A 24,032-nucleotide genomic window follows, 5' to 3' on the forward strand; every position below is an offset into this window, starting at 1 on the left:
GCCTGGAGGCCAGCCGGTGTCGGCCCGATAAGCGTGAGCATCATCGGGCAACAAGGTCATGACATCACCGTCTCGTAAAGCAGTCGATCCAGTGCCTTCACGTCGCCTTCGCGGCTATCCGGTAACGTTGGCGGGATTTCGCCTCGCGCCAGTTCGGCGTGGATAAACGTATGTAGCAGCGGACGACGCGGACCATACTCCGCCTCCCCAGCCCGCTGTTTGCGCACCAGCAGTTCATCTATTTCCTGACGTAACGGCGCATCCAGATCGCTTCCCGCCAGCAGTTCGGCAAACCGCATGGGCGGAACGCCTTTTCCTGCTTCAACCCAACGCACCGCCAACAGCGGACGCAGGACGTAGAAGTACTTTTTCAGACGCACCGTTTCCCCCTGCAAGTAGCCGCGAAAGTTTTTTCGCGCCATCGAGTAGTAGTGCCAGCGCGCACGAAGCGGAGAAAACCACTGCGGTATCATCGCTTTAAGCGCACTGACCGTAGCATCATCCTGCTGATAAACCACCGGGGAATCCAGCCACTCGATCAGCGTTGGGTTAGCGCCCTTCAGCAGACCCAGCGCTTTACGCCACTCCCAGCCGCACACATCCAGCTCATCGTCGATTGGCAGCTCGATGACGTCACGCGGCGCATCAACCCGCAAATACCACTCCGGCGGATGAACATACAAAAACCGCACATCGTAATCGCTATCCGTCGAGGCAAATCCCCAGCCACGACTCCCCGATTCGCAGGCATACAGCACCCTGACGCCGTAGCGGGTTTCTATCTCTTTGAGCTGCCACATGACCCGTTCGCACATTGCGGCACTCACTGCATTTTTGGTCATCTTCTTTTATCCTTTTACACATACCACCTGCCGCAACGTATGCACAATTTCTACCAGCGAAGACTGCGCCGCCATTACGGCATCAATGTCTTTGTAGGCCAGCGGAATTTCATCAATCACCTCGCTGTCTTTACGGCATTCAACGTGGGCCGTCGCGCGGATCTGATCCGCTACGGTAAAGCGTTTTTTAGCCGCCGTTCGGCTCATGGTTCTGCCCGCACCATGACTGCAGGAACAAAAGCTCTCTTCATTTCCCAACCCGCGCACAATGAAGCTTTTCGCCCCCATCGATCCGGGGATGATCCCCATCTGGCCTTTTTGTGCGGAAACGGCACCTTTACGCGTGACCAGCACCTCTTCACCAAAATGACGCTCTTTTTGCACGTAGTTATGGTGGCAATTCACTGCTTCTTGTTGCGTGATAAACGGTTTACTCACGCTACGCGACAGCGCGGCCAGCACGCGGGACATCATGACCTCCCGGTTTTGTCGGGCAAAATCCTGCGCCCATTCCACCGCTTCAATGTAGTCGTTGTAGTGCCGACTCCCTTCCTGGAAATACGCCAGGTTTCGGTCAGGCAAATTCGCGATATGTTGTTGCATATCCTGCTGCGCCAGCGTGATAAAGACGTTACCGATGGCATTCCCCACACCACGCGAACCACTGTGCAACATCACCCAGACGCGCTGCTGCTCATCCAGACACACTTCAATGAAGTGATTACCGGTTCCCAACGTTCCGAGATGCTTATAGTTATTGGTTTTCAGCAGCGAGGGATACTTGTCAGTCAGGCGCGTAAAGCGCGGTGCCAGTGTCCCCCAGTGAGTACTCACCTCCTCTGGCGGCGTGTCCCACGCCCCTTTATCGCGACGGGATCGCGTATTGGTTCGCCCGTGGGGAACGGCCTGCTCAATCGCGCTCCGCAACCCGCTGAGGTTATCCGGCAGATCGCCAGCCAGCAGCGAGGTACGTACCGCAATCATCCCACAGCCGATGTCCACCCCCACTGCTGCCGGAATAATCGCTCCTTTGGTCGGAATCACGCTGCCAATCGTTGACCCTTTCCCCAGATGCACATCCGGCATGACCGCCAGGTGTTTAAAAATAAATGGCATCTTCGCCGTGTTCAGCAATTGCTGGCGTGCCTCGGGTTCCACCGGGACGCCGTGCGTCCACATTTTCACCGGCGCCGCGTTCTGCGACGTCAACAGCGCATAGTCGTGATGTGCCATGTTTCTTATCCTTTAATGTTCACTAAGCCGTGCAGAACCTGGTCCAGGCCACCGAATACCGAGATTTTATCGATACGCTCTGCCACTCTTTCGAGGGTTTCCAGCTCTTTTAAACGCAAAGCCACCGGGTTGTTTTCCATCACTTTCGCCGTATTCAACAACGAGCGCGTCGCTGCCGTTTCTTCACGACGGCGGATCACGTTGGCCTGCGCCGATTTTTCCGCTTCAACCAGACGGGACAGAATCGTTTTCATATCCCCCGGCAACACAATGTCCTTCACACCCAGCGACGCCACGTCGATGCCATACGGTGTCATCCGGTCTTTCACCTGTGCGCTGACCACCTCATCAATTACCTGTTTATCTTCCAGCAGCTCATCAAGCGTGCGCGTCCCGACGGCCTCCCGCAGCGCAAACTGCAGTTCGCGGTACAGATGATCGAGCGGTTTAGTGAGCTGTGCAAACGCCAGCAACACATCGCGGTAACGCCAGTTCGCTGCCAGATTCAGGCGCAGGTTGACCTTATCTTTGGTCAAAATTTCCTGACCGCCTACTTCCAGCACCTGCAAACGGGTATCCACCACTTCGGCGTCAACCAGATGATTCACTTTCCAGTACGCCGTCAGACCCGGCGGCAGCAGTGCCTGCGTCTCGCCATCAATTTTCAACACTCCGGCGTGCCAGGCAGGCACCTGTACGGTAAGCATCGCTTCACGACCTTTTACCGCGCCGCTACGTCGCGGTTGCAGAACCGCATTCATGACCTCAGCAGGCACCTGAACCTGACGCGTATCCATCCGTACCAGTTTCAACGCCTCGTCAGCCCGCCAGTACAAACGGCGCGTTGACGGCGGCAGGATCTCCTGCAACACCTCATTCATGTATAACGCGCCCGCTTCGCTGTCGTTAAGATCAACGGCCAGGGCATAACGTGTTACCCAGTCTGGCTGAAAGCGGCGTAAATAATTCGCCAGCGCTTCCGGCACTTCGCTGCCGTCCAGATTAACCACCAGCACCTCTGGCGTGTTGAACCACGGCAGACGGTGTTCACCCGCCTCCAGAACCTGATAGTAGTCGCCGTTTTTGGCTAACAGACCTAATTGTCCTTTACGAATAGTGATTTTCTTCGTCATTTTTCTCTTTTCCTTATCAAGTCAGGTGCGGGTGCGGAGGCGACGCTACAGGGGAATTCCCTTTTGCCTGCGGCGCGGCATCGTGACCGGCGACCTGTTTTGGGGCCTGTTAACTGCGCAGTGCCCGTTTTTATTTCTATGATTAACAACCAGTTTCATTGGGAGAATGAATCGGGAATCGAACCCATTGTTCAGGTGTCATCGGTTGACGGAACACTTCCGGAATACAGCCTCAGCCGTTCCTGATGTGCCGGCGGGGTTTAACCCCCTGCGTTTTCAACGTGTTGACGAGAGGGTTATTGCCAGAAGCGTGCCAGAACGAGAAAATGACGAAATTATTTTTTATTTAATTGATTAATAAGGAATTAATTTTCACCATCAAAAATGATGATTGCAGACGTCTCGCCTGTTTTTTATCCTTACCTATCTAACTTTATCTTTTGGGATAAACATGAAAAAGCGACGGGTGGTGATTGGTGTACTGGGCACGGTGCTGGATAAACGCGGCAAACGGGCAAACCGGTTAAAGAAATGGCGGCCCACGGTCGGACTGTGCCAACAGCCGGATTTCCCGATCGATCGGCTGGAGCTTATCCACCAGCCACGCGATGCCGGGATGTGTCAGCAGTTAGCGGAAGATATTAGCCTGCTCTCTCCACATACTGAGGTTCGTCCACATGCCATCCCCATTACCGATCCCTGGGATTTCGAAGAGGTCTACGCCGCGTTCCTCGACTTTGCCACTCATTACACCTTCGATACCGAGAATGAAGAGTATCTGGTGCACATCACTACCGGCACTCATGTGGCGCAAATTTGCTGGTTCCTGCTGACGGAAGCCCGCTATCTGCCCGCCAGCCTTCTGCAAACCGGACCCGCACCGAAGGGCGCTCCGCAGGAGGATGTTGCCGCTGGCACCTGCTCAGTGATCGATCTTGATTTAAGCCGCTATGCCACACTCACCAGTCGCTTTCAGCGTGAGCAGCAGCAATCAATCTCCTTCCTCAAAGGCGGTATCGAGACGCGCAATGCCACGTTCAATAAACTGATTGACCGTATTGAGCGCGTTGCCTTGCGCTCTGGCGATCCTATCCTGCTCACCGGCCCCACCGGTGCGGGGAAATCCTTCCTCGCAAAACGGATTTTTCAGCTTCGTCAGTCACGGCATCTGGTGGGTGGAAAACTGGTGGCAGTGAACTGCGCGACGCTGCGCGGCGATAACGCCATGTCGACGCTGTTTGGTCATGTGAAAGGTGCGTTTACGGGCGCACTGTCGTCACGAACGGGACTGTTACGTGAAGCCGACGGCGGGGTGCTGTTTCTGGATGAGATCGCGGAACTGGGGCTGGATGAACAGGCCATGCTACTGAAAGCGATCGAGGAGAAAACCTTCTTCCCGTTTGGCTCAGATAAAGAGGTGTACAGCGATTTCCAGTTGATAGCCGGAACCCATCGCGATATGCCGCAGTGGGTCGCCGAAGGGCGTTTTCGCGAAGATCTCTACGCACGGATAAACATGTGGCGCTTTGCCCTGCCCGGCCTTGCACAGCGGCGTGAAGACATCGCCCCTAACGTGGAGTATGAGCTGCAACGCTTCTCCCGCAGCCGACAGAATCAGATTCGTTTTGATAAGGAGGCGCGTGAACGCTATCTGGCGTTTGCCTGTTCACCTCAGGCGCAGTGGCGCGGCAATTTCCGCGAACTGAGTTCCTCCGTCGCGCGAATGGCGACGCTGGCCGAGCAAGGACGTATCACGCAGGCCCTTGTCGACGAAGAGATTGCGCTTTTGCAGGAGAGCTGGGGAGGGGCGCCGTCGCAACCGGAACTGGAGATGGAACTCGACCTCTTTGACCGCCGCCAACTGGAAACAGTGCTTGAGGTCTGTCGCCGCAGCGCATCGTTGTCCGAAGCCGGACGTGAACTCTTCGCCGTCTCACGACAAAAGAAAGCCAATCCCAACGATGCCGACCGTCTGCGTAAGTACCTGGCTCGGTTTGGTCTGAGCTGGGAAAATCTCAAAGTCAGAACATAAGCATAATTTGTTTGAATAATACCTCTTCACACGATACACAATAATGATGGTTGGGCTCGATCCCAACCCGTGAATAACAAGCAAACACAACATACGTGCAAGGAAAACAACATGCTCGCCACTCTCACCAGGCTATTCCCGTTATGGGCGCTGCTGCTCTCTGCTATTGCGTATTACACGCCATCCACTTTTACGCCTGTCGGTCCGTGGGTGGCCACATTGTTGATGCTGATTATGTTCGGCATGGGCGTCCACCTGAAAGTGGATGATTTTAAACGTGTGCTCTCACGCCCGGCACCGGTTGCGGCGGGAATTTTCCTGCACTATCTGGTGATGCCGCTGGCGGCCTGGGTACTGGCGATGGCATTTAACATGCCGCCTGAACTCTCCGCCGGGATGGTGCTGGTCGGAAGCGTCGCCAGCGGCACGGCATCTAACGTCATGATCTATCTGGCGAAAGGCGATGTCGCACTCTCGGTAACGATCTCTTCCGTCTCCACTCTGGTGGGCGTGGTCGCCACACCACTGCTGACGCGTCTGTATGTCGATGCGCACATTCAGGTGGATGTGATGGGGATGCTGCTCAGCATCCTGCAAATTGTGGTGATCCCAATTGCGCTGGGCCTGGTGATCCATCATCTGTTCCCGCGCGTCGTGAAGGCAGTTGAACCTTACCTGCCCGCCTTTTCGATGGTCTGCATTCTGGCGATCATCAGCGCAGTGGTTGCCGGTTCCGCCGCGCATATCGCGTCCGTCGGCTTCGTGGTGATTATCGCGGTGATCCTGCACAACACCATCGGCCTGCTCGGCGGTTACTGGGGCGGGCGCTTGTTTGGCTTTGACGAGTCAACCTGCCGCACGCTGGCGATCGAGGTGGGAATGCAAAACTCCGGTCTCGCCGCCGCGCTGGGTAAAATCTACTTCGGCCCGCTCGCGGCCCTCCCCGGCGCACTGTTCTCGGTCTGGCACAACCTTTCCGGCTCTCTGCTGGCGGGGTACTGGTCCGGTAAACCGATTGATGAACAGCAGAGTGCTGTCAAAGAAAATTGATCCCCTGCGAATGGGGGATTTCCCCCATTCCTTGCCTTCCTTGTTTGAACCTCATCACAAAACAACAAACATCAACACAAAACAAAAATATAATTAATACCTTTATTTTCAATTAATTATTATAAATTTATTATTTTATAGAGAGCTGGATTCGTTCTTTTAATGTTGCTTTATTTTGTTTTGCTTGGGAATATGATTCCACTACAACACAGATAACCCCCTACCCTATCTTTTCTTTGAGGCCGCTATGAAAAAAATTGCGATTATTGGAAGCAGTGGAGGCAACCTCTACAACCTGGGTGGCGCTGAGCCAGAGAAGTTACTCCAGGAGATTTATCAGCAGTGTGAAGCCGCGGGTGTCACCGTCGCTGCCGTGCAGTTCATTGCAGCAGAGGCGTCGATGGATGTCGCCAAACCTGACACCCCAGCAGCCGTCTATGCCTTAACCACAGAAAACAACACAAAACCACAACGTATCTTCCAGGGCAAACTCTCCGAGGTGAATGCCTCCGTCGTTGAGAGCGATCGCCAGATAGCCGGGATGATCCGCAGCGGTGAGATCGACGGTATCGTAGTGATGAGCGCCGATCCGGTAAAAGCTAACCAGGCCGTTTTTGATGCCGCCGTAGAAATGAAAACCCCGATTGTCGGCACCGGCGGCACCTCGATGGCGCTGGTCGCCGCAAAGGGCGCCAATGTGGTCGCCACCTCAGGCACCACGGGGACCACCAGCCGCACTCGCGCGGTCTCTTTCGTCGCCTCGCTGTGTAAATACTGGGGTATCAAATACAAACCCCAGTTGGGCAGCGCGTCGCCTGCACAAGGCGGTTCCGGAAAGAGTCTGCTTAAGCGCTTTAACATCCGCAGCATCATGATCCCGGCGCTGCCAGGCTTTATCGCGATGGCGATCGTACTCGCCCTGAGCCACATCCCCGGACTGGAAAAACTCAACGATATCTTTGAAATCCTGCTGAAGGGTCTGCCGGTGCTGGTTGCCGTGCTGGCGGCAAAACAGATCTCCGAACTCGATGAAGTCTCCATTGTGGCCGGGGTCGTCGCCGGGGTGCTTTCCGTTGAAGGCGGCCTGATCGGGGGGATTATCGGCGGTCTGATGGCCGGGATTTTTGTGCGCTGGTTGTTTGAGCTGTGCCTGAACTGGCGTTTCCCGATGACCACCGTCAACATCGTTGCTGGCGGGATTTCGGGTCTGGCTGCTGGCCTGATCATGCATTATCTGCTGAGTCCCCTGGCGCTCTCCGCCGGTAACTACATCAAGCTGGCTATCGAAAGCACGCTGGCATTCAGTCCGATTCTTGCCGGGCTGCTGGCCGGTCTGGTGATCTGGCCCGCGATTCTGGGTGGTGTCTATCACGCGGTCATTCTACCGCTGGTGCTGCTGGAGATGGAGAAATCCGGCGTCAGCTTCCTCGGCGCTGTGGATATGGTGGGTCTGGTGATGGTTGCTGCCGGCATCAACCTGGCTAACGTCATCGCACCACGCGAAAAAAGCGAAGCGGCCGTCGCCACACCAGGCCTGCTTATCAACCTGGGCTTCGGAACGTTTGTGGAATCCGCCTACCCCTTCATGTTCGCCAACAAAATCGTCTTTGGTTCCGCCATCTTTTGGGCCGGAATGGGCGGCATGATGCTCGGCTTCTTTAACGTCAAAGGGGTGGCCTACGTCCCGGCGTTCGCCTCACCGTTCTTATCCAGCAACGCATTACAGATGGCGATTGTGATGGTCACTGTCATGGCAATGACCTGTATCACCACCATCATTGCGAACCGTTTTAAGGCTGTCGTACAGAGTGAATCTGTGGCGTCTGCCCGTTAATAAATGCACCAACACCAGAGGTACACCATGTTTAAAGGCGATATGAATAAAAAACGCGCCAAAGCGTTACAGAAAGTGAAAGATGCCATCGCGCTGCACGGCGGGCAAACCATCCTCAGCACGGGGATCACCGGCGACGATGCGCGCCTGGCAAAAGCGGTCTGTGAGGCAGGCGTGAAACTGCTCGAGCCGAACCATCCTGCGCTGGCGCTGGCGCGCGGACACAAAGGGGTGAGTAACATGCACGCGGCGGAGCAAATCCGCCACGAAATCACCAACGGTCAGATGGCAGAAGCTGTGCACGGCGTGCGTAATGTGGTCCCGGACGACATCTTCATCACCGTGGGCATTGCGGGCGGGTTTACCGAAACGCTGCCCGTCCCGCTCAGCGAAACAGAGATTCTGGAGATTGCCCGCGCCGGAGCTGACGGTTTACATACCCATAAATCAGACTGGGACGACCTGCAGGACATCGTCAACCTCGCCCATCAGTATGGCCTGACCGTGGATGCCTACATTGGTCATCCGGATGATTTGCATACCTTCGGTATTCCGGCACGCACCCCGGAAGAGGTCGCCAGCGTAGCGAAACGTATGCAGGAGATTGGCGTCGATATGATCGGCCTGATGACCGGCATGAGCTATGAAGGCGTGGCGGCAGGCGATATCCCGCAGATGATTAAAGACCGTCTTCGGGCGCTGGTTGGCACGGTGGACGTCCCGACGCTGGCGGAAGGAGGCATTAACCTCGCCAATGCCAAAGCGTTTAAGGACACCGGGGTTAATATCCTGGTCGTCGGTACGGCAATCGACAATATGGTCTGCAATGCCGCCAAAGAGGCCGTGACCCCGTTTATCGCTCATGCCTAACGACAGAGAACAATAATGCTACTGGTTACCGATCTGGATGGAACATTGCTGACGTCGCAGAAAACTATCACGCCACGCACACGTCAGGCGCTGGTTGACTTTCGTCAGCGCGGCGGTCTGCTGGCCGCCTGTTCCGCCAGACCGGTCTCCTCAATGGCGCGCCTGTTACAACAGCAGCAAGTGGCAACACTGTTTGGCTGGTGCGCCGGCTTCAACGGCGGACAGATCCTTGAACTGGCGTCACACCGCATTCTGCATTCTGCGGCCCTTACCCGGATGGATCTCAGAGAGATTGACCGCCATATTTCGCTGTCCCGTTATCCTCACCATTTTTTTACTGCCCAGGCGATTTATCACCGCGACGATCGCCTTATCGCCCCGTGGACATCCTATGAGGCCAGTTTATTTGCGTTACCGCTTATTAGCGCCGCACCAGGGAATATCTTTAATCGTCGCGATATATTTAAAATTACGCTGGTCGCAGAACACGCCAGGATCGACGATCTCTGTCGGGAAATAAGTCGTCAGTTACCCAATGACTATAAGTCAACAATCACCGGTGGGAATTATATTGATATTCAACGTAGCGAAATAAATAAAGGCTATGCGCTAAATGAAATCGCCCGCCAATTAAATCTGTCACCCACCGGGATTGCCGCCATTGGCGATCAACAGAATGACATCAGCATGTTCGCCGTTGCCGGGTTCGGCATCGCAATGGGCAACGCGCCAGATAGCGTGAAACATCAGGCGCGGTATGTAACCACCACCAATGATGATGAGGGTATCGTCTGCGCGCTGGAGTGGTTGCGTTGCTCTGCGCATCCAGTTACCATGCGGCAAAGTTCGACCCTGGCGGAAAATAATGAACCCGATTAAAAGAAGAAAGCATATTCTTGATGAATTAAACAAGTTCGGTGAAGTGACCGTTATTAAATTATCAGAAACGCTGAACGTGACCTCGGAAACCATTCGCCGCGATCTCTCTTTGCTGGAGTCTGAAGGTCAAATCACCAAAATTCACGGTGGCGCGGTCAAAAAACAGGTTGTTCAGGAAGATGCATTTGGCGCGAGAATTGATGCCCATCGCGAAGAAAAAATGGCGATTGGCAAAGCGGCGGCGGGAATGGTCAGCGAGCGCGATACGCTATTTATTGATTCCTGTACCACGAATCTTATTCTTGCCGAACACTTACCCCCTCTCGCGTTTTCCGTTATTACCAATTCCGCCTTAATTGCCGATAAAATAAAAGAGCATAATCTCCAGGCGCGAGTCTATGTCTTAGGCGGTGAATACGATTACCATTTCCGCGCCAATCTGGGCGTCTCTGTGTGCCAGCAGATTAATGCGATTCACGCTGATATTTGCTTTATCGGTGCGGGTGGCATTTCGCCGCAGCATGGTGTACTCGTGAAGAGCTTTGACGAGGCATACGTTGCCAAAGCGATGATTGCGATGAGTAAAAAATCCGTGATTCTCGCTGACCATACTAAATTTGGTCAGGACGGCGTGATGTGTATCGCGACTCTCAAAGAGATCGATTACGTCATTACGGATAAGGGATTTAAAACAACGGGTTATACACAACAGGATTTCGCAGGAAAACTGCGTATTGCTGACTGAGCGCTATCCGCCCGAGGCGTATTACCGTACACTGAAATCACCAGGCAGACAGAGGGCACCCGTATGGCACTCCCCCGCATTACCCAAAAAGAGATGACCGAGCGCGAACAGCGCGAACTGAAAACGCTGCTGGATCGCGCCCGTATCGCGCATGGTCGTCAATTGACCAACGCAGAGACCAACAGCGTGAAAAAAGAGTACATTGATAAGCTGATGGCCTTGCGCGAAGCCGAGGCAAAAAAAGCCCGCCAGTTGAAGAAAAAGCAGGCTTATAAACCGGATGCTGAAGCGTCATTTTCCTGGTCTGCGAACACGCCAACGCGCGGCAGACGTTAACGTCCTTTCTTCTTACGCCCCGGCGAGGTAAAGCGTTTGCCGTTAGCTGCCGGGCGCGCTTTCTCTTTGTTCGCCGTCTTTTCGATTTTCACCACCGGACGCTTGATTCCCGCGGTTTTCGGCTTCGCTTTCGCCTTCGGTTTCGCTTCTGAAGAAGAGTTTTCGATAAGCTTAAACAGCGTAATTAGCTCATCATCCGTCAGGTCACGCCATTCTCCCAGCGGCAAACCGGACAGGCCAACGTTCATGATGCGCGTGCGTTCAAGCTTCACCACTTCATAACCGAAATGTTCGCACATGCGGCGGATCTGACGGTTCAGCCCCTGAATCAGGGTAATCCGGAATACAAACGGCGCCTCTTTCTTCACCTTACATTTTTTTGTGACAGTACCCAGAATCGGCACGCCGGCACTCATCCCACGAATAAACTCATCCGTAACCGGTTTGTCGACCGTGACCAGATACTCTTTTTCATGATCGTTACCGGCACGCAGGATCTTATTCACCAGATCGCCGTGGTTGGTCAGGAAGATCAGTCCCTGGGAATCTTTATCCAGACGGCCAATCGGGAATACGCGCTTGCTGTGGTTAACGAAATCAACAATATTGTCGCGCTCGCTGTCTTCGGTGGTGCTCACGATCCCCACCGGCTTGTTCAGCGCGATAAAGACCAGATCTTCCGCTTCACGCGGCTCAATCAACCGACCATTCACCTTCACGACGTCGCCAGGCATCACCTGGTCGCCAATGGTGGCGCGTTTGCCATTAATGAAGACATTCCCTTGCTCGATGAAGCGATCCGCTTCGCGGCGCGAGCAGATTCCGCTTTCACTGATGTATTTGTTGAGTCGTGTTGTTGATGAGTCGGGCAGCATAATTTCTCCTTTGAATGCGGAATATACCTTACCTTGCTGGCGATAAAAAATAATCGTGCAAATTGGCCTCAGCGCTATTTGTGATCCGCCACACCTTTCGACACAAAAGTGTCTCCGATCTTTACGTGCAATTTTGTTGAATGAAAATTAACAGAATCAAGACATTAGGATTATGTGCACATCCGTGCCAACAACGAGCGCTCCGCACATCATATGTGCAACATTAATCGCCAGCCCATGACGCACAAAGAAGAGAAAATCGCTTTGAACTCCCCCTTTTATGAGGTTATATCAGATCAAGAGGGCAGATTGGTGATTTGCACAAATGTGCAGGAGTCTACAAATGGCGATGGAAAACAGTGATGATATCCGCCTGATCGTAAAAATAGCGCAGCTCTATTACGAACAGGATATGACACAAGCGCAGATCGCCCGTGAACTGGGGATTTATCGCACCACCATTAGCCGCCTGCTGAAACGCGGTCGTGAACAGGGCATCGTCACTATCGCCATCAACTACGATTACAACGAAAACCTGTGGCTGGAACAGCAGCTTAAACAACGATTCGGCCTCAAAGAAGCGGTGGTGATCACCTGCGACAACGAGCAGGAAGAGGAACAACTTGCCATGATGGGCGTGCACGGCGCGCAGTTGCTGGAACGTTTACTGGAACCCGGCGACATCATTGGTTTTTCCTGGGGACGCGCAGTACGCGCACTGGTCGAAGGGTTGTCGCCAGCCAGCCAGTCACGCCAGCTGATCTGCGTGCCGATTATCGGCGGGCCATCCGGGAAGCTCGAGAGCCGCTATCACGTCAATACGCTGACCTACGGCGCGGCGGCAAAGCTGAAAGGCGAATCACATCTGGCTGATTTTCCGGCACTGCTGGAAAATCCATTGATTCGCAACGGTATTATGCAGTCCCAGCACTTTAATTCGATTTCTGCCTACTGGGACAATCTGGATGTTGCGCTGGTAGGGATCGGTTCTCCGGCAATTCGCGACGGTGCAAACTGGCATGCCTTTTACGGCAGCGAAGAGAGTGACGACCTGCATGCCCGGCAGGTTGCCGGAGACATTTGCTCGCGCTTTTACGATATTAACGGCGTGACGGTGGAGACCACGATGAGCGAAAAAACGCTCTCCATCGAAACCAACAAATTAAAGCAAGCGCGTTATTCCATCGGCATCGCAATGGGTGAAGAAAAGCTTAGCGGCATTCTCGGCGCATTACGTGGAAACTATATTAATGCGCTGGTCACTAATAGCCATACCGCTGAATTATTGTTGAAGTAAATATACTCATCTTGATCCTGACGTAATTTATTTTATGCAGGTTCCCCTTCTCTGAATTTGGGAGTTAATTATGCAAACGTGGTTAAATCTACAGGATAAAGTCATTATTGTAACCGGCGGCGCATCCGGAATTGGCTTAGCCATTGTCGAAGAATTATTAGCACAAGGCGCGAATGTCCAGATGGCGGATATTCATGGCGGCGAAGCAAAGCATGAAGGTAATAACGACTATCACTTCTGGCCGACAGATATTTCCAGCGCCAAAGAGGTTAATCACACCGTGGATGAAATCATCCAGCGCTTTGGTCGTATTGACGGTCTGGTCAATAACGCTGGCGTTAACTTTCCCCGCCTGTTGGTCGATGAAAAAGCGCCTGCAGGAAAGTATGAATTAAACGAAGCCGCGTTTGAAAAAATGGTCAATATCAACCAGAAAGGCGTGTTTTTAATGTCACAGGCAGTGGCGCGCCAAATGGTGAAACAGCGTAACGGCGTTATCGTCAATGTCTCTTCGGAAAGCGGACTGGAAGGGTCAGAAGGCCAGAGCTGCTATGCCGCAACGAAGGCGGCGCTGAATAGCTTCACCCGTTCCTGGTCAAAAGAGCTGGGTAAACACGGCATTCGCGTGGTCGGCATTGCACCCGGGATTCTGGAAAAAACGGGACTGCGCACGCCGGAATATGAAGAAGCGCTGGCCTGGACCCGCAATATCACCGTTGATCAGCTGCGTGAAGGCTATAGCAAGAACGCGATTCCGATTGGCCGTTCGGGACGCCTGAGCGAAGTTGCTGATTTCGTTTGTTATCTTCTGTCTGAACGTGCCAGCTACATTACCGGAGTAACCACTAACATTGCGGGCGGAAAAACGCGCGGCTAAGGAGACGTTATGGTCAATGCAATCTTCTGTGCTCACGGCAAACTGGCCTGCGCCATGCTGGAATCGGTGCAAATGGTCTACGGTGACGCCAACGTTGAGGCGGTCGCCTTTGTCCCCGGCGAGAACGCCAGCGACATCGTCACAAAGCTGGAAAAGTTGGTGAGTGCTCACACCGATAACGAATGGCTGATTGCCGTAGACCTGCAGTGCGGCAGTCCGTGGAACGCCGCGGCAACGCTGGCGATGCGCAATCCGGCCATCCGGGTGATCAGCGGCCTTTCCCTGCCGCTGGCGCTGGAACTGGTAGATAACCAGAGCAGTATGAATGTGGATGAATTGTGCGAACACCTGACGACCATTGCACAACAAACCTGCGTGGTCTGGCAGCATCTGGAAACGACCGAAGAGGATTTCTGATGAATATTACCCTTGCCCGTATTGATGACCGCTTGATCCACGGTCAGGTCACCACCGTCTGGTCGAAGGTGGCGAATGCCCAGCGGATTATTATCTGTAATGACGACGTTTATAATGATGAAGTGCGCCGGACATTATTACGCCAGGCCGCCCCACCGGGAATGAAGGTCAACGTGGTGAATATCGAAAAAGCCGTCGCGGTTTATCATAATCCACAGTATCAGGACGAGACTGTATTTTATTTATTTACCCGCCCACAGGATGCGCTGGCGATGGTCAAACAGGGCGTAAAAATTGCCACCTTAAATATTGGCGGCATGGCCTGGCGACCGGGTAAAAAACAATTAACCAAAGCCGTATCCTTAGATGACGATGATATTAATGCGTTTCGCGAACTGGATAAATTTGGCGTCACCCTGGATTTACGTGTGGTCGCCTCCGATCCCTCCATTAATATTCTCGACAAAATAAAAGAACAATCGTTCGCGGAATAAATAAAAGCGCCTGTATTTATTACACAGTCATTCTGGAAGCATCACGGCGGCAAATGAGTGAATCCACAGGAACATAAATAACGATGTGACTGGGGGTGAGTCACAAATCTGTCGGGAACAGATTTGAACGTTGCGAAGCGACGGCCCGTCAGGGCGAGTCTCATGGATGAGACGAGTAATTCAGCCAACAAAGAGGCAGCCTGAAGGACGACGTGTAAATGCTTTAACAGGCAGGGATGTTCACATTTTAAGGTGACCCATTATGGAAATCAGTACCCTACAAATTATCGCCATATTTATATTTTCCTGTATTGCCGGAATGGGCAGCGTGCTGGATGAATTTCAGACCCACCGCCCGCTCATTGCCTGTACGGTTATCGGCCTGATCCTCGGTGATTTAAAAACCGGGGTGATGCTCGGCGGAACGCTGGAGCTGATCGCGCTTGGCTGGATGAACGTTGGTGCCGCGCAATCTCCGGACTCCGCGCTCGCCAGTATTATCTCCGCCATTCTGGTTATCGTCGGGCAACAGAGCATCGCGACCGGTATCGCCATCGCACTGCCGGTCGCGGCGGCAGGCCAGGTCCTGACCGTCTTCGCCCGGACTATCACCGTGGTGTTCCAGCATGCGGCGGATAAGGCCGCAGAAGATGCACGTTTTCGCACCATCGACATCCTCCATGTCTCTGCGCTGGGTGTCCAGGCGTTACGCGTCGCCATTCCGGCGTTAATTGTCTCGTTGTTTGTCAGTGCAGATATGGTCAGCAATATGCTCAACGCCATCCCGGAATTCGTCACTCGCGGCCTGCAGATTGCCGGTGGCTTTATCGTGGTGGTCGGTTACGCCATGGTGCTGCGCATGATGGGCGTGAAGTACCTGATGCCCTTCTTCTTCCTCGGTTTTATCGCCGGTGGTTACCTCGACCTGAGTCTGCTGGCCTTTGGCGGCGTCGGCGCGATTATTGCGCTGGTCTATATCCAGTTGAACCCACAGTGGCGTAAGGCCGAACCGCAGACGCAGACCTCCTCCTCCACCGCTCTTGACCAGCTTGATGACTAACGGAGCCCATCATGGAACAGAAAAAACTGACCAAATCTGACCTGTTTAGCATGTTTGTTCGCTCCAACCTGCAGCAGGCGTCTTTCAACTTTGAACGTATTCATGGGCTGGGTTTTTGCTACGACATGATCCCCGCCATCAAGCGCCTGTACCCGCTGAAAGAAGATCAGGTGGCGGCACTCAAGCGTCATCTGGTGTTCTTCAACACCACGCCCGCGGTGTGCGGCCCGGTGATTGGCGTGACCGCCGCGATGGAAGAGGCGCGAGCGAACGGGGCGGAAATCGATGATGGCGCGATCAACGGCATCAAAGTCGGTTTGATGGGGCCGTTGGCGGGCGTTGGCGACCCGTTAGTCTGGGGCACGTTGCGACCGATCACCGCCGCGCTCGGCGCGTCGCTGGCGTTGTCCGGCAACGTGCTCGGCCCGCTGCTGTTCTTCTTTATTTTCAACGCAGTCCGTCTGGCGATGAAATGGTACGGCTTGCAAATTGGCTTCAATAAAGGGGTCAACATCGTCAGTGACATGGGCGGCAACCTGCTGCAAAAACTGACTGAAGGCGCATCGATTCTCGGCCTGTTTGTGATGGGGGTGCTGGTCACCAAGTGGACCAGCATCAACGTGCCACTGGTGGTATCGCAAACCCCCGGCGCGGACGGCGGCACCGTCACGATGACCGTGCAGAACATCCTCGATCAGCTCTGCCCCGGCCTGCTGGCGCTGGGCCTGACGATGCTGATGGTTCGTTTGCTCAACAAGAAAATTAACCCGGTATGGCTGATCTTCGCCCTGTTTGGTCTGGGGATTATCGGTAACGCACTGGGCTTCCTGTCCTGATTTTTTCGCCCCGGTGGTCAGCCGGGGCTATCGCTCAACATGAGGTGGAATATATGTTAACAACAGCTCTACGCCTTTATGGCAAACGCGACCTGCGCCTGGAAACGTTCGAACTTCCAGAGATGCAGGACGATGAAATTCTGGCTACCGTGGTCACCGACAGCCTGTGCCTCTCTTCCTGGAAAGAGGCTAATCAGGGTGAGGATCATAAAAAGGTGCCGGACGATGTAGCGACCCACCCGATCATCATTGGCCACGAGTTCTGCGGCGATATTATCGCCGTGGGGAAAAAGTGGCAGCACAAGTTCCAGCCCGGCCAGCGCTATGTGATTCAGGCGAACCTGCAACTGGCGGATCGCCCGGATTGCCCCGGTTACTCCTTCCCGTGGGTGGGCGGCGAAGCCACACACGTCGTGATCCCCAATGTCGTGATGGAACAGGACTGCCTGCTGGCTTACGAAGGCGAAACGTACTTTGAAGGATCGCTGGTCGAGCCGCTATCCTGCGTGATCGGCGCATTCAACGCCAACTATCACCTGCAGGAAGGCACCTATAACCACAACATGGGAATTCGTCCGCAGGGTCGCACGCTGATCCTCGGCGGGACGGGGCCAATGGGGCTGCTGGCGATCGACTACGCGCTGCATGGCCCGATCAACCCGGCGTTACTGGTGGTGACCGATACTAACCACGACAAGCTGAGCTATGCCCGTAAACACTATCCTTCTGAACCACAAACGTTGATCCACTACCTGCACGCACAGGATGCCGCTTACGACACGCTGATGGCGCTGACCGGCGGCCACGGTTTTGATGATATTTTTGTCTTCGTGCCGAACGAACAACTGGTTACCCTGGCCTCTTCCCTGCTCGCACCCGACGGTTGCATGAACTTCTTTGCCGGCCCGCAGGACAAGCAGTTCAGCGCCCCAATCAACTTCTACGATGTGCATTACGCCTTCACTCACTACGTGGGCACCTCGGGTGGGAACACTGACGATATGCGCGCAGCGGTTAAACTGATTGAAGAGAAGAAAGTGCAGGCCGCCAAAGTGGTCACGCACATTCTTGGGCTGAATGCCGCAGGAGAAACCACGCTGGAGCTGCCGAAAGTGGGCGGCGGTAAAAAGCTGGTCTATACCGGGAAAGCGTTACCGCTAACCGCTCTCAGCCAGATTGACGATCCCGCGCTGTGCGCTATTCTGGAACGCCATCACGGGATTTGGTCTAAGGAAGCCGAACAGTATTTACTGTCGCACGCCGAGGAGATTTAACATGATTAACCGCGACACTCAGTTGTGCATGTCGCTTGCCGGTCGGCCCGGCAACTTTGGTACCCGCTTTCATAACTATCTGTATGAAAAGCTGGGTTTAAATTTCATCTACAAGGCGTTTACCACCCAGGATATTGAAGCGGCGGTGAAAGGGGTTCGCGCGTTAGGCATTCGTGGCTGCGCGGTATCGATGCCGTTTAAAGAGAGTTGTATGCCGTTTCTCGACGCGGTCGATCCATCGGCAAAAGTCATTGATTCCGTCAATACCATCGTCAATGACGGCGGCAGACTGACGGGCTACAACACCGATTATATTGCGGTAAAAAGCCTGATTGCCAGCCACCAGCTCGACACCACTGCGCGGGTGATGATTCGCGGCAGCGGCGGGATGGGCAAAGCGGTGATTGCCGCCTTTCGCGACGCCGGTTTTCGCGATGTGATCGTCGCCGCTCGTAACCGGGACAGCGGTCCGGCGTTGGCGAAACAGTATGGCTTTCAGTGGCAGCCGCTGCCGGAAGGCATTGCCTGCGACATTCTGGTCAATGTCACGCCCGTCGGCATGGCCGGAGGTAAAGAGAGCGATGAGCTGGCGTACAGCGAAGCCATGGTCGCCAGCGCCAGCGTAGTGTTCGATGTCGTTGCCCTGCCGCCGGATACCCCGGTGATCAAACTGGCGCAGAAGCTGGGTAAAAAGACCATCAGCGGCGCAGAAGTAATTGCGTTGCAGGCCGTTGAGCAGTTCGCAATGTACACCGGCGTACGCCCGGATGACGCGCTGATTAGTGAAGCCGCTGAATTTGCCCGGGCGGGGTAACATGTGCAAATAACCCTCCTCTGATGACGCTGAGGAGGGTTATTAAACGCGTAATCACAACGTTCAGAAACTGTAGCGGATACCCAGTTGACCACTATAAGGCGTCTCGATATGTTGCCCTTTTTCGTAGCTGACTTCTCCCCATGCGGACCACCGATCGCTTAGCTTCGCGGTCATCCCCAGGCCATATTTGCCGCTTGTCCCTGACAGGTCATTTTTGAACTTCTCAGTGTGGTTAATGACGACGTCGTTGTTCTTCATAAACTCATGACGAACGGCCACTCTCGCATACGGCTGTAACAGTGTCCCATCTACCAGCGTCACATTCTTACCGAAGGTTAACCCGGTTTCCCCTTTTAACGATCGCGCAGCATCCGCTTTAACCGACATGCCACTGTCGAGTTTGTAGTGGGTCTGGTCGCCAATAAACCATGATGCCTGGAGATAGGGTTCAACAAACCACGTCTCAAGCGCAATATGCTTACCGATCTCGACTGAAGCCCCGCCGCCAACGGTATTATCTTTCGCATGGGTGCGTCCGCCGTTGAAGTAGGGGTTGTTCTCCGTACGGAAATAGTTGGCTTTCAACACACCATCGATGTAATAACCGCTGTTGTGTAACCAGGTCGTGTACAGTCCAATGCCGTAACTGTCCGCTTTGCCGTTGGTACTGGATGAGTCGAGATCCGCACGCGTATAGGAAGCCATACTGCCCATAATCAGTGCGCTATTTTCTAAATCAAAACGCTTATCACCACCGAGCATCACACCGTTCACATCCTGACGGTAAGCCACGTGCTCTGTGGAAACGCGGTAGCGGCTACTGATGTATTTACCCCATGCACCCTCTTCGTAGTCACGCATCTGACGAATTTCACCGAGACGGGTTCGCAGCGTTGACAACTCAGCGTCCCACAAAGTGGGGGTCACATTCGCCATGGCAATAACCGCTTTCGCGCTTTCTGATAAATCCGGCTTAACTCCAGGTTCAGGATTCGGTTCAGGCGAAGGTCCTGGACCCGGCTCAGGATCCGGGCCTGGCTCAGGTTCTGGCGTATTCGCCTGCGGTGACAAATACCAGTTATCCTTATCGCTATCGGCGCCATGCACCAGATAGTATTTGTACGCACCAAGATCGACGCTGCCGTTGGTCATCGCAAAGGTGTCTGCCCCGCTCCCATTCGCATAAATTAAGTGATAAGGAGTAGCCGCTCGACTGCGTAACTCACTTCCGGAATCATGCACCGTGACCTTAAATTGCCCCGTCACGGCATCGGAAACGTTCAGAAAATCCCCAATCCCGCCGGACAGATTGGTGTTCATAACGAAAGTCCCGGTCCCCTCCAGCGTGGTGAGTTCAAGACGGTTAAATTGCCCTGCGTTGCGTCCCTCTGGCGCACTAAAATTGACCACACCATTATGCGTTAAGGCTTTAATCGTCGTGACGGATTCCGCAGTATCCGCGTTGTGTTTTAAGTACAGAACGGAAGAAGGGCCTTGTAAGTCCACCGACGCGGCCCAGGCGCCCTTACCCAGATTCCCCGTCCAGTCGTGTACACTTCCCCCTTCCATAGTCAGTGAACCGTCTTCTACCGTCAGTGCCCCCGTTGAATAGCCTCCATAGGCAATCAGGCTGCTCCCGCCATTGCGAAGCGTTGTGTTCGAGATATGCCCCAGCGCAAGCACTTCCTGACGGCCGCCATCGATAACCGTATTACTGGCTTCACCGTACCAGGCAAGTTGCTGAAGGCCGCCTGCATGAACGGTCGTATTTGTCGCGTTAGCGCGAATGCCACCGGTCCATCCAGATTGCTCCACCCAGTTTCCCCCAACCCAGCCACCTTTCTGACCATTGACAAGTTGAGTGCCATAGACCTGTGTGCCATCGGCATTGCCGGTTTGAATACGTTGCAAACCACCGGCATGGATAGTGGCGTCTTTCGCCTGCTGCCCGTTGACACGAACGTTGGAATTACTGTCGGAAACCCAGTCTCCATCGCTCCATTGACCGTCTACGCCGGTAATCACCTGCGTGCCATAGACCTGCGCATTTTCTGAAATACCCGAGGTTATCGTTTGTCGCGCACCGGCATAAACGGTGGTATTGCGGTCCGCAACGAACTCTTCGCCTTTACCGCTAAACACCTGCTGGAATGCGCCGTTATACAGGTATGTATCCAAAGCCAGACCGCTGGCAAGCTGATAGCTGTTGGCGCCGATGTGCGAGTTTTTCGCGGTCCCGTTATAAATGATTTGCTGGCCGCCATTTTGCACAATGGTATCTTCAGCCAACGCCGTACTGGTGACTGAGAGCACCTGAATACCGCCATCGATGAGATTCGCCTGAGCATAAGCACGGCCTCCAACAGTCTGTCGACCACCGGCTTTCACCACGGTGTCATACGCCTGTGAATCACCATTCATCGTCAGGGCACCGTTATTCTCAACCAGCGTATGGAAGGCTTTCCCGTCGCCATTAAGTTGCAATACACCTGTTTCAATATTCCCTTTACTATTGGTGTATTCCCCTTTCACCGTGGTATTCACGGCTTCAGAACCGGCGGCATCGTATATACCATCACCGATATTAAGCTGCACAGAATTCAACGTATTGTTATAACTATACGACTCATTTAATAACGTCACGACCTGTTTAGAAAAAGCAGGATTGATCAGCGTAATTTCCTGGTTAGCAATATATTTTTTATCTTTGATGGAAAAAGTGGAATAGCCTTTCTCCCAGGTTTCTTTCACCCAATCCCAGTGATTCGTATAATCCGAATTCGATAATAAGTCGTCCGGCATCGTGGTAGTTTGCACGGGCAGATAAGGTGTGGGAAGCATTTCCGCCGCAGTCAGTGGGTACGCGGTTAAACATAACGCGGGGAAAAAAACATGGTAAAAAACGCGTTTCATATCTACATCCATAGTTAATAAGATCCCTATTAAACGGGCAGTTCTATCTTGCTTATAAATATTCCACTGGACGCTCAGGCATCAGAAATATTCATACTGGACAATGATTATTAATTCGAAATAAGGAGATGTTCGAGTTTTCGTACTTTAAATTTCCGCGCGACCGTGGTCTTCCATCCCTGCAAGGTGGAATACGCGCGGCAGTGTTTCTCTTGTAAATAGCCCATACTTCCCCCTTCAAGATAATGCCGCAGAAGTAAAACGTCTCTTGAAGAGAGTAAACAGGCAGGCCCCGGGAAGGACCAGACGATCTGCCGCCCGGTCGCGACAGTATCCAGACCGCGAATAACATCATGAACAGAGCAACGCGATTCGAAAATTGCGCTGACGGCGTGACATTTCAGGTGCCAGAAAAAAGCCAGCGGCATGAGTCGTTGGGTTGAAATAATAATCAACTGATAACCACTCTTGCTCAATTGAGAGAACGATCGAAAAAAAAGCTTTAAGGTATAACTATTAAGATTAATAAACAGATAGTCTGGGCCGGAATGAGAATTAGTCACTTTTCTGGCCAGCGCAGAGATACCCGTGGAAAAATAAACATCATTTTCAGGCCAACTGGCAATATGGCTCTTCTTTACATATTCCTTTGTCATACAGATGATGCTCCCTATATCCTGGACAGCCTGTTTTTTATTTTCAGGGGGTATTTATTATCCGGCGAGGTTATTTATTCTGACGATGTCCGGCACACCCACTCTGCTGCTGTCGGTATAATATTGATTCAAACAGAATAGTACATGAGCAATATTGATTGTCAAACCTGATCAATAAAACAAAATCAATAGTTAAAGGCTATCACTTGAAAGGTATCGATCGTTGTAATCGATCTTTTTTTCGGAATTTACCTTACTGTTTGTAAGTAAAACAAAAAGATACATAAATTTAAATTTTTGGTAAAAATCCTATATTTCAGTGAGTTACAATAATTTTTCCATTCGAATTGAAATGTTTAGTTACATAATAATGAAAATAGCGACACTGTTGTTGATCAGAGGACAGACGCCAATGCTTCAGCATGAGCCAGAAACCTCATAGTGCTTATCGCAATACGCTTAAGCCTGTTCGGGATAAATCCAGGGCAATGCCGCAATGTTGCTGTTTTAAATTAGTAACCGTCAAAATTTAAAAATCCCCTTCTCACTTTTCATAAAGAATGAATAAACATTTCAACTACGATAAATTCAATCACACCTGGTTTATTGTATTATCAAGGCGTTACATGTTCATACTGGCAGAGTGAGAAATATCTTCATTCGCTTTAATACGCACATCGTGCATTTTTCATCATTGAGTCAGTGGTCCTTTCTACACCCCCTTCCAACATCGTGAGCCATGTCAGTAAGGCGCTACACTGTCAGTGGTAGCATGACCGCGTTTTGTCATTTACTGATTACAGGGAGAAAGGATGGAACTGCTTTTATTGAGTAACTCGACACTGCCGGGTAAAGGCTGGATGGAGCATGCGCTGCCGCTGATTGCGGAGCAACTTGAGGGGCGCCGTTCGGCAGTATTTATCCCCTTTGCAGGCGTCACGCAAACCTGGGATGAATACACAGAAAAAACGGCTGCAATCTTCGCCCCGATGGGCGTCAAGGTGGTGGGTATTCACACCGTGACTGATCCGGTGGCGGCCATTGAAAATGCGGAAGTGGTGATTGTCGGTGGCGGTAATACTTTTCAGTTACTGAAAGAGAGCCGCGAGCGCGGGTTGCTGGCACCGATTGTTGACGTGGTTAAACGCGGTGCGCTGTACATTGGCTGGAGTGCGGGTGCCAACCTCGCCTGCAAGACCATCCGCACCACCAACGACATGCCGATTGTTGATCCGCAAGGTTTTGATGCGCTGGGCCTGTTCCCGTTGCAGATTAACCCGCATTTCACTAACGCGCTGCCGGAAGGACACAAAGGCGAAACGCGTGAACAGCGTATTCGCGAGCTGCTGGTTGTCGCGCCTGAACTGACGGTGATCGGTCTGCCGGAAGGCAACTGGATTAAAGTGAGTAAGGGTCAGGCGGTGCTTGGCGGTCCGAACACCACCTACGTGTTCGAAGCCGGTAAAGACGCCGTTGCCGTTGAGGCAGGTCACTGCTTTTAACCGACGTTGTCGGATGGCAGCGTAAATGCTTTATCCGGCCTGCAATGAGCGCAATTTGTA

General features: G+C 53.0%; 22 protein-coding genes. 16 read left to right on the plus strand and 6 right to left on the minus strand.

Going from position 1 to position 24,032, the window contains the following annotated elements; translation table 11 throughout:
• Positions 1 to 56 precede the first annotated feature (56 nt).
• Genes OGW13_RS17200 through OGW13_RS17210 form a run of 3 tightly spaced genes read right to left on the minus strand, consistent with a single transcriptional unit; the run spans position 57 to position 3,208 of the window.
• Complete coding sequence (locus OGW13_RS17200) at positions 57 to 842, minus strand: nucleotidyltransferase domain-containing protein (protein ID WP_287116316.1); 786 nt, start codon at positions 840 to 842, stop codon at positions 57 to 59.
• A gap of 6 nt (positions 843 to 848) precedes the next feature.
• On the minus strand, positions 849 to 2,075 hold the full coding sequence (locus OGW13_RS17205; protein ID WP_042999016.1) for an RtcB family protein: 1,227 nt from the start codon (positions 2,073 to 2,075) through the stop codon (positions 849 to 851).
• A 5-nt stretch (positions 2,076 to 2,080) separates the two neighbouring features.
• Positions 2,081 to 3,208 carry a slipin family protein gene (locus OGW13_RS17210; protein ID WP_044264155.1) on the minus strand — a complete coding sequence of 376 codons (1,128 nt, stop codon included), beginning with the start codon at positions 3,206 to 3,208 and terminating at the stop codon, positions 2,081 to 2,083.
• A gap of 451 nt (positions 3,209 to 3,659) precedes the next feature.
• Between OGW13_RS17210 and rtcR the strand changes: the two genes are divergently transcribed.
• The 7 genes from rtcR (at position 3,660) to OGW13_RS17245 (ending at position 10,954) form a co-directional block, all read left to right on the plus strand.
• Positions 3,660 to 5,240, plus strand: a complete 1,581-nt coding sequence (rtcR, locus tag OGW13_RS17215) for an RNA repair transcriptional activator RtcR (RefSeq protein ID WP_222167490.1) — start codon at positions 3,660 to 3,662, stop codon at positions 5,238 to 5,240.
• A 111-nt stretch (positions 5,241 to 5,351) separates the two neighbouring features.
• Entirely contained in the window at positions 5,352 to 6,290 is a 939-nt protein-coding gene (panS, locus tag OGW13_RS17220; RefSeq protein ID WP_042999013.1) for a ketopantoate/pantoate/pantothenate transporter PanS, read from the plus strand.
• 247 nt (positions 6,291 to 6,537) lie between these two features.
• Positions 6,538 to 8,124 (plus strand): PTS sugar transporter, encoded by a 1,587-nt coding sequence (locus OGW13_RS17225; RefSeq protein ID WP_042999012.1) that lies wholly within the window; start codon positions 6,538 to 6,540, stop codon positions 8,122 to 8,124.
• A 27-nt stretch (positions 8,125 to 8,151) separates the two neighbouring features.
• Complete coding sequence (locus tag OGW13_RS17230) at positions 8,152 to 8,994, plus strand: beta/alpha barrel domain-containing protein (protein WP_287116317.1); 843 nt, start codon at positions 8,152 to 8,154, stop codon at positions 8,992 to 8,994.
• 15 nt (positions 8,995 to 9,009) lie between these two features.
• Positions 9,010 to 9,873: a Cof-type HAD-IIB family hydrolase gene (locus OGW13_RS17235; protein ID WP_222167491.1), complete on the plus strand. Its 864-nt coding sequence runs from the start codon at positions 9,010 to 9,012 to the stop codon at positions 9,871 to 9,873.
• Positions 9,860 to 10,618, plus strand: a complete 759-nt coding sequence (locus OGW13_RS17240) for a DeoR/GlpR family DNA-binding transcription regulator (protein ID WP_104445921.1) — start codon at positions 9,860 to 9,862, stop codon at positions 10,616 to 10,618. The genes OGW13_RS17235 and OGW13_RS17240 overlap by 14 nt, the downstream gene beginning before the upstream one ends.
• Before the next feature lie 63 nt (positions 10,619 to 10,681).
• On the plus strand, positions 10,682 to 10,954 hold the full coding sequence (locus OGW13_RS17245) for a YjbD family protein (protein ID WP_044268573.1): 273 nt from the start codon (positions 10,682 to 10,684) through the stop codon (positions 10,952 to 10,954).
• On the opposite strand, the gene rluF is transcribed toward OGW13_RS17245, so the two are convergent.
• Positions 10,951 to 11,829: a 23S rRNA pseudouridine(2604) synthase RluF gene (gene rluF / locus OGW13_RS17250; RefSeq protein WP_044268570.1), complete on the minus strand. Its 879-nt coding sequence runs from the start codon at positions 11,827 to 11,829 to the stop codon at positions 10,951 to 10,953. The two genes, OGW13_RS17245 and rluF, sit on opposite strands and share 4 nt — an antisense overlap.
• A 349-nt stretch (positions 11,830 to 12,178) precedes the next feature.
• On the opposite strand from rluF, the gene OGW13_RS17255 reads away from it, so the two are divergent.
• The 8 genes from OGW13_RS17255 (at position 12,179) to OGW13_RS17290 (ending at position 18,898) form a co-directional block, all read left to right on the plus strand.
• Positions 12,179 to 13,126 carry a sugar-binding transcriptional regulator gene (locus OGW13_RS17255; protein ID WP_044268586.1) on the plus strand — a complete coding sequence of 316 codons (948 nt, stop codon included), beginning with the start codon at positions 12,179 to 12,181 and terminating at the stop codon, positions 13,124 to 13,126.
• A gap of 70 nt (positions 13,127 to 13,196) precedes the next feature.
• Positions 13,197 to 14,003 carry an SDR family oxidoreductase gene (locus OGW13_RS17260; RefSeq protein ID WP_042999006.1) on the plus strand — a complete coding sequence of 269 codons (807 nt, stop codon included), beginning with the start codon at positions 13,197 to 13,199 and terminating at the stop codon, positions 14,001 to 14,003.
• A 9-nt stretch (positions 14,004 to 14,012) separates the two neighbouring features.
• Positions 14,013 to 14,420, plus strand: a complete 408-nt coding sequence (locus tag OGW13_RS17265) for a mannose/fructose/sorbose PTS transporter subunit IIA (protein WP_142765449.1) — start codon at positions 14,013 to 14,015, stop codon at positions 14,418 to 14,420.
• Positions 14,420 to 14,914, plus strand: a complete 495-nt coding sequence (locus OGW13_RS17270; RefSeq protein ID WP_061069516.1) for a PTS sugar transporter subunit IIB — start codon at positions 14,420 to 14,422, stop codon at positions 14,912 to 14,914. The genes OGW13_RS17265 and OGW13_RS17270 overlap by 1 nt, the downstream gene beginning before the upstream one ends.
• A 262-nt stretch (positions 14,915 to 15,176) precedes the next feature.
• The gene (locus OGW13_RS17275; protein WP_042999003.1) at positions 15,177 to 15,974 is read left to right on the plus strand and encodes a PTS mannose/fructose/sorbose transporter subunit IIC; all 798 of its coding nucleotides are present in this window, start codon (positions 15,177 to 15,179) and stop codon (positions 15,972 to 15,974) included.
• 11 nt (positions 15,975 to 15,985) lie between these two features.
• Positions 15,986 to 16,810: a PTS system mannose/fructose/sorbose family transporter subunit IID gene (locus tag OGW13_RS17280; RefSeq protein ID WP_046493831.1), complete on the plus strand. Its 825-nt coding sequence runs from the start codon at positions 15,986 to 15,988 to the stop codon at positions 16,808 to 16,810.
• 53 nt (positions 16,811 to 16,863) lie between these two features.
• Positions 16,864 to 18,084 (plus strand): L-sorbose 1-phosphate reductase, encoded by a 1,221-nt coding sequence (gene sorE, locus OGW13_RS17285; RefSeq protein WP_042999001.1) that lies wholly within the window; start codon positions 16,864 to 16,866, stop codon positions 18,082 to 18,084.
• Position 18,085: 1 nt separating this feature from the next.
• Positions 18,086 to 18,898, plus strand: a complete 813-nt coding sequence (locus OGW13_RS17290) for a shikimate 5-dehydrogenase (protein ID WP_042999000.1) — start codon at positions 18,086 to 18,088, stop codon at positions 18,896 to 18,898.
• A 63-nt stretch (positions 18,899 to 18,961) separates the two neighbouring features.
• Here the strand turns inward: OGW13_RS17290 and OGW13_RS17295 are convergent, their stop codons facing one another.
• Both OGW13_RS17295 and OGW13_RS17300 read right to left on the minus strand, forming a co-directional pair.
• Entirely contained in the window at positions 18,962 to 21,652 is a 2,691-nt protein-coding gene (locus tag OGW13_RS17295) for an autotransporter outer membrane beta-barrel domain-containing protein (protein ID WP_229233571.1), read from the minus strand.
• 272 nt (positions 21,653 to 21,924) lie between these two features.
• A complete protein-coding gene (locus OGW13_RS17300) occupies positions 21,925 to 22,470 on the minus strand; it encodes a hypothetical protein (protein ID WP_044253412.1) in 546 nt (181 codons plus the stop codon).
• An 812-nt stretch (positions 22,471 to 23,282) separates the two neighbouring features.
• Here OGW13_RS17300 and pepE point away from each other — a divergent pair.
• Positions 23,283 to 23,972: a dipeptidase PepE gene (pepE, locus tag OGW13_RS17305; RefSeq protein ID WP_044253414.1), complete on the plus strand. Its 690-nt coding sequence runs from the start codon at positions 23,283 to 23,285 to the stop codon at positions 23,970 to 23,972.
• The last annotated feature ends 60 nt before the right edge of the window (positions 23,973 to 24,032 follow it).

The organism is Citrobacter sp. Ca225 (assembly GCF_030337175.1).
GTDB classification, from domain to species: domain Bacteria; phylum Pseudomonadota; class Gammaproteobacteria; order Enterobacterales; family Enterobacteriaceae; genus Citrobacter_A; species Citrobacter_A amalonaticus.